General features: G+C 32.9%; 5 protein-coding genes. 4 read left to right on the top strand and 1 reads right to left on the bottom strand.

Going from position 1 to position 7,145, the window contains the following annotated elements; genetic code table 11:
- The first annotated feature begins 461 nt into the window (after positions 1-461).
- Entirely contained in the window at positions 462-3,608 is a 3,147-nt protein-coding gene (locus MM239_RS20470; RefSeq protein WP_241350191.1) for a CheR family methyltransferase, read from the top strand.
- A 609-nt stretch (positions 3,609-4,217) separates the two neighbouring features.
- Here the strand turns inward: MM239_RS20470 and MM239_RS20465 are convergent.
- Positions 4,218-4,517 carry a hypothetical protein gene (locus MM239_RS20465; RefSeq protein ID WP_241350190.1) on the bottom strand — a complete coding sequence of 100 codons (300 nt, stop codon included), beginning with the start codon at positions 4,515-4,517 and terminating at the stop codon, positions 4,218-4,220.
- 251 nt (positions 4,518-4,768) lie between these two features.
- Between MM239_RS20465 and MM239_RS20460 the strand changes: the two genes are divergently transcribed.
- From MM239_RS20460 to MM239_RS20450, 3 genes are all read left to right on the top strand, one after another.
- On the top strand, positions 4,769-5,626 hold the full coding sequence (locus MM239_RS20460) for a hypothetical protein (protein ID WP_241350189.1): 858 nt from the start codon (positions 4,769-4,771) through the stop codon (positions 5,624-5,626).
- Positions 5,627-5,727: 101 nt separating this feature from the next.
- Positions 5,728-5,985: a hypothetical protein gene (locus tag MM239_RS20455; RefSeq protein WP_241350188.1), complete on the top strand. Its 258-nt coding sequence runs from the start codon at positions 5,728-5,730 to the stop codon at positions 5,983-5,985.
- Between the two features lie 306 nt (positions 5,986-6,291).
- Entirely contained in the window at positions 6,292-6,906 is a 615-nt protein-coding gene (locus MM239_RS20450) for a DUF6088 family protein (RefSeq protein WP_241350187.1), read from the top strand.
- The last annotated feature ends 239 nt before the right edge of the window (positions 6,907-7,145 follow it).

Genomic DNA, 7,145 nt, shown 5'->3' with positions numbered 1-7,145 from the left:
TATACCCAGAGAGGGTACCGCAAAAAAACTAAATTTTCAGCCTACTGTCTTAGTTGCCTTAAGGCAACTAAGACAGTAGGCTGAAAGAAAGATTTAACCTTAGACACAGTTTAATGAACTATCCCGAAAAAAGATGTATGGCATTTTTTGAATCAAAATTAAATAATATCCCCTTCAAATGATTACAATACAATATTCCTTATATATAAAGCTTTTTTAATTTAATATTTTGGTTTTCAGTGACATGGTGAAATTGTTAATTAAACAAAATTAGCTCTATCTTTAGCAAAACTAGTTGGGTTTATACTGTTCTATCTTTCTGGATCTGAACCCTAGTTGGAGACAAAGCAATAAGCTCCTTCTATTTTAACTTGTCTCAAAAAAATATGGTAATCCTACACTCTTAAAAAAACATGGTCATGATTCACAAAAGTCTTAATTCCTTTAATGATTTGTTTATAGTGGCTATTGGTGCTTCAGCTGGAGGAATGGAGGCAATCCATTCCCTCTTTGATAAAACTGAAGTAGATGGAGCAGCCTATGTGATCATCCAACACCTTTCTCCGAAACATAAAAGCTTTATGGCAGAAACACTTACGAAGCATTGTAAACTGAAAATTTTTACAGCCGAAAATGGCATGATTGTAAACCCAAACTGTGTCTACCTTTTGCCAAAAGGGAAAAATATGACAATCAAAAACAGAAGATTATATCTTACTAATAGCTTGGGAAAGCAACCGAATACTGCAGTCGATATGTTTTTAGATTCTTTGGGTAATGATTGTGGAAGTAAAAGTATAGCAATCATACTTTCGGGTACTGGAACAGATGGAACTAAAGGAATTAGATCAATCAAGCAAAATGGAGGATTTGTGATTGTTCAAAACCCAGAAAGTTCTAAATTCGACGGAATGCCTAAAAGTGCCATTGAATCTGGAGATGTAGATGTCATCTGTCCCCCGGAATTAATCCCTGAAGCAGTAATTTCTTATCTAAATCAAGTTTCCATTGAGAAAAATCTAAATTCTCTTTCTAAAAATGATGAGGATGAAATAGTTAAAATCCTTAATCTGGTTCAAGAAAATACGCCATTTGATTTTTTGGAATACAAAAAACCAACTATTGTAAGAAGAATGCTCAATAGAATGGCAAAAAATCATATCACTGAATTACAGGATTATACTGAATTTCTTAAATCGGATCCTTCTGAAATCGATATTCTAGCAAAAGATTTTTTGATCAGTGTGACTAAATTTTTTCGTGATAGGGAAGCTTTTGAAATTATCAATGATCAAGTACTAAGAGACATTATTGAAAATAAACAACAAGACGACATCCTTAAGGTTTGGGTAGTAGGCTGCGCTACAGGTGAAGAGGCTTATTCTATAGCTATTCTTATACTAGAGATCCAAGCATCCCTTCAAAAAAACTTAGATGTAAAAATCTTTGCAAGTGATATAGATAAAGCAGCCCTGCAGCATGCTTCAAAAGGGATCTATTCAGAAAATATATCAAAAGATGTTTCCAAAGAGAGAATTGAAAAATATTTTTTAAAAAAAGATAAAAAATTTAAAGTAAGAGAAAGCGTCCGGAAAATGATCATTTTTGCCGAGCATGATGTCATCAGACAGCCACCCTATGGGAAAATAGATTTAATATGCTGTAGAAATTTATTAATCTATTTAAATCCAGTATTACAAAGAAAAATCCTCGCTTCCCTTCATTTTTGCCTCAATATTGGTGGCTATTTGTTTTTGGGTCCAAGTGAGAGCTTAGGAGATTTAAAAAATTCATTTATCGAACAAGATAAGAGATGGAAGATTTTCAAAAGCAAAGGAGTAATTCAGAACTTGCGAAATACTACCTACAGTACTCCTGGTTTACAAAAGCAAATCATCAATCTCAATTTGAGAGAAACGCTTGAAAAAAAACAAAAGAAAAACAATTTAATAGATCTGATCCATCACACATTATTAGTGGAGTCAGGACATCAGGCTGCGATTTGGATAGATACTGATTTTGAAATTCAGCATAGCATAGGTGATTTTGAGAGATTTTTGCTTCTAAAGATATTTAATTTTAACCTTTTGGAAATGCTTCCGAAAGAACTAGCTATTGCGATATCAACAACCGTTAAAAAAGCTATAAAAACTAACAGAGTAATTAAAATAAATAATATTCCAGGCAATGTTGGTGGACAAAAAAAAATGATAAAAATATTAGTTCAACCTTTTATTTCGCTAGATCAACTATCTCAAGATGCGATTTTGGTTTTATTCGGGGACGAAAATCAAGTACAATTTCCTAAAGAAGATAGTGAGACTTTTGGCATAGCAAAATATACTGATCGTTATTTTGAAGACATGAAGCTTGAGTTAGACGAAACTAAACATAAACTTAGAAATGCCTATCTTGAACTTGAAGCTTCTAATGATAATATTTCTTCTTATAATGAAGAATTGATTTCAGGGAATGAAGAATTACAAAGCACCAATGAAGAACTTCAGTCTGTTAACGAGGAGCTTCAGACAGTAAACAGTGAATATCAATTAAAAATAAAAGAGCTTGCAGACTTAAATGATGACCTGAATAATTATTTCAATTCTACAATCAATGCGCAACTATATGTGGACAAAAATTTTATATTAAGGAAGTTTTCGCCATCTGCAATTTTACAAATTAACCTCAAAGAAAGTGATTTGGGTAGGTTAATCAGTGATATATCTACGAATATCAAATTCTCTTCTATGATGGAAGATATTGCTGAGGTAATTTCTGAGCATAATAAAATTGAAAAAGAGGTGCAGACCAATGATGGTAGGTGGTATCAGATGATGGTGGTTCCCTATCTCAAGCTTAAAGATGATCAGAATGATGGTGCAATTATTACTTTCAATGATATCACACTATTAAAAAAAGTCCAAAATAAACTTTCACGGATCAATGAAGACCATGATACCTTTATTTATTCGGTTTCACATGATTTGAAGGGTCCGCTAAACAATCTTACAGCATTGATCTCGATATTAGAGGAAACATTAGAAATTCATGGAGATATTGATAAGGAAATTTTAGAAATGATAAATATATCCACTCTCAATCTTGGTGCTATTATCAATGAACTTACGGATATAGTAAAAATTGAAAATGAAATAGATATAACTGAGAATATAGATGTAGCAGAAATGCTTAAAGAGATAATGTTATCCATGGATGATAAATTGAATCTATCCAAAGCTTTAATTAGTCACGACTTTAAAGTTGCTGCAATTCCATTTTCCAAGAAAAACCTAAGGAGTATTCTGACAAATCTATTGAGTAATGCAATTAAGTATAGTTCTCCGGATAGAAGGCCTGAAATTATGCTAAGGACTGAATCAAAGGATAATTTCATAGTATTAGCTGTTATTGATAATGGGCTTGGGATTCCCGAAAACAAAAAACGGGAAATCTTTGCTAGATTTAAAAGAGCTCATGATCATGTTGAAGGTACAGGAGTGGGTTTATTTTTGATAAAAAAAATCATCAGCCTTTCCGGTGGAGACATTGAAGTGGAAAGCGATTTGGGAATAGGTTCGACATTTAAAGTTTATTTCAATTGCGCCTAGTCAATTTGGAAAATCTCCACCCTAAATAGATATGTTTATTTGAAGGGTTGGATTTAGACCTGTTCTTGTTTTTATTCCCCGCTTGCTTAGATTAAAGCTATCTGTTTTTTGGTGAGTTAAAATCGAAAATAGATTTTTGAAAGATGGTTTTAAATTCCAAGTAGTTTTAGGTATCTGTAAAATATGGTGTGTTTTACGAGGTGAGTGATTCGGTGAGTTTCAAACTGATAAAAATTGTAAAATATTGATAATGAGAGGTTAATGGAGATATTCTTTTCCCCTCCTCCTCTGCATTTAGTTAATCAAATCTTTCGAAAAGCCCCAAATTTTAGCATTTGGGGCTTTTTTTATTTTGTGAGAATTCGAAAAGCATTGAATTTTTCTAACTTTTTGCGGAAAAATCGAGACCTACTCATTTTCTCATCGAGACCTATTTCGATTGGTGATCTTTTTGGTGATTATGGAAAATCGCTGGTGCAACCTATTGCATTTAAGTAATTTAGCATTTCATTAAAAACAAATGAAATGTTTACACCAACACTAAATTTTCGACTCAATACAAGCAAGATCAACAAAGAAGGTCTCGCCCCTTTATATTTCAAAAGATAATTAATTGTTTTTTAGATCAATAAAGTATTCTTTTAAAGTTTCCCAATCTTCAATGTTTCCTGTAGTAACCAATGTTAGTGTTTTAAGAACAATGTCTCTTTCAATCTCTAACCTTGCAATAACTCCTCTTAACCTAATTACTTCATCACCTTTTTCTGCATAGGTTGACGCCCTATAATTTGGAGGGAGGTTTAATTCCTTTCTTTTTAGTTGAACCCACTTCCTAATGAGATCTGGGCTTTGAATATTCATTTCTTTAGCAATCTTTGTCGATGGCTCTCCTTCAAAAAATCTTCTCATCGCTTCATCTTTAACTTTTTGATCGTAATAGGTCCTCTCCATAGTTCTAAATTGTAAAATTATAGTTTGATTTATGTTCTATTATAGTGTGAATGTAGCGTATTTGTTTCTATTTTGAAGAATTAAAATAAATTAAAATCTGAATAATTGAAATAATATATTGTATTTAGATATTTTACATCATTTTATCTACTATTATGAATAGGCATAATCGAAAATTAGCATTAGAGACAGCTATTTTAGCTGTGTAGATGGACCAATCACTGAATCTTAGGGTTCCTAATAAGCTCGTAAAGCCTCATACCATGGTGGTTGAGATGAACCTCAAAGAGGATGATCCAAGTAGGTTTAAGATCAATAGGGATAAGATTATCAATCGTGGTGATACCTTTGATTTTGCAGTTGGGAAGAAGAGTCTTGTAAGAGCTAAATTGATACTTGATTCCTTTGTTAAGGCAGTTGAGAAACGAGGATTAAAGATCATGAATTGCGAAGGGATTACATTCTTACTTATCTCTGAGGAGAAAATTCAGATCAGATTGTGGGAGAAAAGTCGGTTTTTAGAACAAGATGAAAACTCCTGTGGTTTTCGGGATCAAGAGCTTAGTGGGGAACTATATTTTCAGTATATGAGAAGATGCACTTGTGTTGAAAAACAATGGGGTGATACACCATACTCCAAGCTTGAAGAAAAACTTGGAAGAGTTAATGGAAGTCTGGAATACATTGGAAAAAAGGAGCATGAACAAAGATTGATAAGGGAAGAATATTGGCGAGAATATGAAAGGAAGCAAGTTATTATTAAAGAGGAAAATGCCAAAAAAGAAGCTGAATTCAGTGACTTTAAAGGGTTGCTTGGGCAAAGTATTCGGTGGGAGAGGACACAAGCTATCAGGAAGTATATTAACTGTGTTGAGGTAAATCCAAACTCAACTATTCAAGGTATAAAAGACAGAGATGAGTGGATTTCTTGGGCTAAAGCAAAAGCTGATTGGTACGATCCGACAACATCGTGTGATGATATTTATCTTAATGAATTCAGTTCGTTCCATGAAGAGTTATTGGAAGGCAAGAAGCGGTTAGACCGTAATAATGTTTGTAAGTTGTAGGAAAGTTTTAATCCTTATTTGAATGCTCGCGATTATAACCTCTTGTCTAAGTATTGTAATTTGATGATATTATTGGATTATTAATGTTAATAATATAAACAATGGGTGTTTTTGAAATTTTAGCAGAACTGGATAGGAGAGAGGTGCAGATTGAAATCAAGCTCAAAAAGATCTTAGAGGCTAATTTAACCCCTTTTCCAGGTGATAGAATTCATAAGGCAAAGATGTTACTTAAACTGATTTACGAATTCAAGAAGCATATTCAGGCAGATGAATTTTTCCAAGCTGGAATGAAGCTTCGTGATTTGGAAATTGAAGGGTTGATGATTCTTGAAGAGAAGCCGCCTTCATTGAGGTGAAGTTATTCTATGATCCTGCAATCTGCAACATTTTTCTTTATATGCTTTTGAATACACTGAGAGTTAAATATTGTAAATTATATGTATTTAAATATAGTTTAGCTTGATGAATTTTGAAGCACTCATCAAGTGTCATGTTTACTCCTAACATTAGAACGAGAGTAAGAAAAGATAAAATTTACCCTCGTTCTAATTTTCTCCGAACCGAATATCATTAATTATGAACTCGGATGATTTGATTTAAAGTGACCTCTTAGTTTGGTTTTTGTAACAAATAATATATAAATTTGTTACATACTATGAGATATGGAATCTACTGAAATTAAAATAATTCAACAAATCTCGTCAAAGCCAAAAGGCACTTTGTTTTTTCCTGAGGACTTCAAATCCTTAGGAAATAGAGAGGCAATTAGGGTAGCTTTACACCGAATGGTTAAAAAAGGAGAAATTGACAGAATTGCTCAAGGGATATATACCATGCCCAAGGAGTCCAAACTTCTGGGGAAAATTTATCCAAGTATTGATGAAGTAGCTCAAGCTATTGCCAAACGAGATAGGGCAAGAATAATGCCTACGGGAAGCTATGCGCAATATGCATTAGGCTTAATGACTCAGGTTCCTGTAAATGTTGTTTATTTAACGGATGGAGCGCCCAGGGTTGTTAAAATCGGTAATCAAACAATCCTATTCAAAAGAACAAGTCCGAAAAATTTATCTAATAAAAGTGATACTATTGCTCTTGTTATTCAAGGATTAAAATCAATTGGAAAAGACAATATTGAAGAAGCTGAAATAAAAAAGATAGTCGATATCTTGAAAAGAGAGAAGAAAATCAATCTAATTCATGACAAGGGCTTAGCTCCAGCATGGATTGAGAAAATTATTGACCAGTCCATTAAAGATCAAGAATATGCCAAGTGAGTTTTTGAAATTGACAATTGAGGATAGAGCTGAGATCTTCAATGAAATTTTCAGAATAAAGAATTTAAACCCTATTGCGGTAGAAAAAGATTGGTGGGTGAATTTACAATACCTAATTCAATGTCGTTTAGTTAAGGATTAAATTGGTTTATAATTCATATAATGAGGTTTTTTTGGCTTTTTGAGCCTGGGTAGCTTTCTACCTGGTCTTTCAACTTCCCGAGTTTTGTAGACTAAAT

It is taken from the genome of Belliella filtrata, assembly GCF_022549775.1.
Classification (GTDB): Bacteria; Bacteroidota; Bacteroidia; order Cytophagales; family Cyclobacteriaceae; genus Belliella; species Belliella filtrata.
This window is presented reverse-complemented; position numbering and strand designations above follow the sequence as displayed.

Excerpts from the sequence above, each read along its gene's own strand:
- MM239_RS20465 (WP_241350190.1), bottom strand. The coding sequence starts at position 4,517 with ATGAGAAGATTTTTTGAAGGAGAGCCATCGACAAAGATTGCTAAAGAA.
- MM239_RS20460 (WP_241350189.1), top strand. The coding sequence starts at position 4,769 with ATGGACCAATCACTGAATCTTAGGGTTCCTAATAAGCTCGTAAAGCCT.
- MM239_RS20455 (WP_241350188.1), top strand. The coding sequence starts at position 5,728 with ATGGGTGTTTTTGAAATTTTAGCAGAACTGGATAGGAGAGAGGTGCAG.
- MM239_RS20450 (WP_241350187.1), top strand. The coding sequence starts at position 6,292 with ATGGAATCTACTGAAATTAAAATAATTCAACAAATCTCGTCAAAGCCA.